This is a genomic window from Aphanothece stagnina RSMan2012, from assembly GCF_046764815.1.
GTDB lineage: Bacteria > Cyanobacteriota > Cyanobacteriia > PCC-6307 > Cyanobiaceae > NIES-981.
On record NZ_JBKOUC010000071.1, the window covers coordinates 1 to 1,123 of the forward strand.

Sequence of the window (1,123 nt, forward strand, 5' to 3'; positions counted from 1 at the left end):
TGCCATTCCTCCTGCTGCTCCAGCAGCAGGGCTCCCACCAAGCGGATGATCGCGGCGTCGTTGGGGAAGATGCCGACGACGCGGGTGCGGCGTTTGATCTCCTTGTTCAGCCGCTCCAGGGGGTTGGTGCTCCAGATCTTGCGCCAGTGCTCCGGCGGGAAGGCCCGGAACGCGAGGACGTCTTCCCTGGCCTGCTCCATCAAGGCAGCGGCGGCGGGGAATTTCTCGCGGAGCATCGTGATGACCTGCTCCCACTGCTGCTCCACCGCCTGGGCCTCGGGCTGAACGAACACCGAGCGCAGGGCGGCAGCCACCATGTCCTGACTGCCTTTGGGCACCTTGACCAGCAGGTTGCGGGCGAAGTGCACGCGGCAGCGCTGCCAGCTGGTGCCCTGACAGCAACGGGTGATCGCCTTCTTGAGGCCGGCGTGGGCGTCGCTGATCACCAGCTGCACACCAGAGAGCCCTCGCTCGCGCAGGCGCCGCAGGAAGGCGGTCCAGAACGCCTCGTCCTCGCTGTCGCCGACTTCAATGCCGAGCACCTCCCGCTGTCCGGTGCCGGTGATGCCGACCGCCACGATCACCGCCCTGGAGATCACCTGCCTGCGGGCCGGATCCCGGCCGTGCAGGTAGGTGGCATCGAGGTAGATGTAGGGGTAGCGGCTGAACTCCAGCGGCCGGCCCAGAAACGCCTGCACCTGGGTGTCCAGCCCCTGGCAGATGCGGCTGACCTCCGATTTGGAGATGCCGCTCTCACACCCCAGCGCGGCCACCAGCTCGTCCACCTTGCGGGTGGAGACGCCGGAGACGTAGGCCTCCATCACCACGGCCCACAGGGCTCGATCCACCCGGCGGCGGGGTTCCAGCAACGAGGGGTAGAAGCTGCCTGTGCGGAAGCGGGGGATGCGCAGCTGGATGTCGCCGGCCGGGGTGCTCAGCAGCCGCTCCCGGCTGCCGTTGCGGTGGCCCCGCCGTTGGGTGGTGCGCTCATGGCGATCGGCTCCAAGGGCAGCAGCGGCCTCGGCCTCGATCAGGGCCTGTAGGCCCTGGCGCACCAGTTCGGGGATCAGGTCACCGGCGGTGCCGCTGCCAAGCAGTTGCGCCAGCTCATGGGCGGCAGAAT

1 protein-coding gene is annotated in these 1,123 nt (G+C 68.7%); it reads right to left on the reverse strand.

The window, feature by feature from the left end; all coding sequences use genetic code 11:
- A partial coding sequence (locus ACLNEE_RS16740) for an IS256 family transposase (RefSeq protein ID WP_412007433.1) occupies positions 1-1,123 on the reverse strand: 1,123 nt, incomplete at both ends.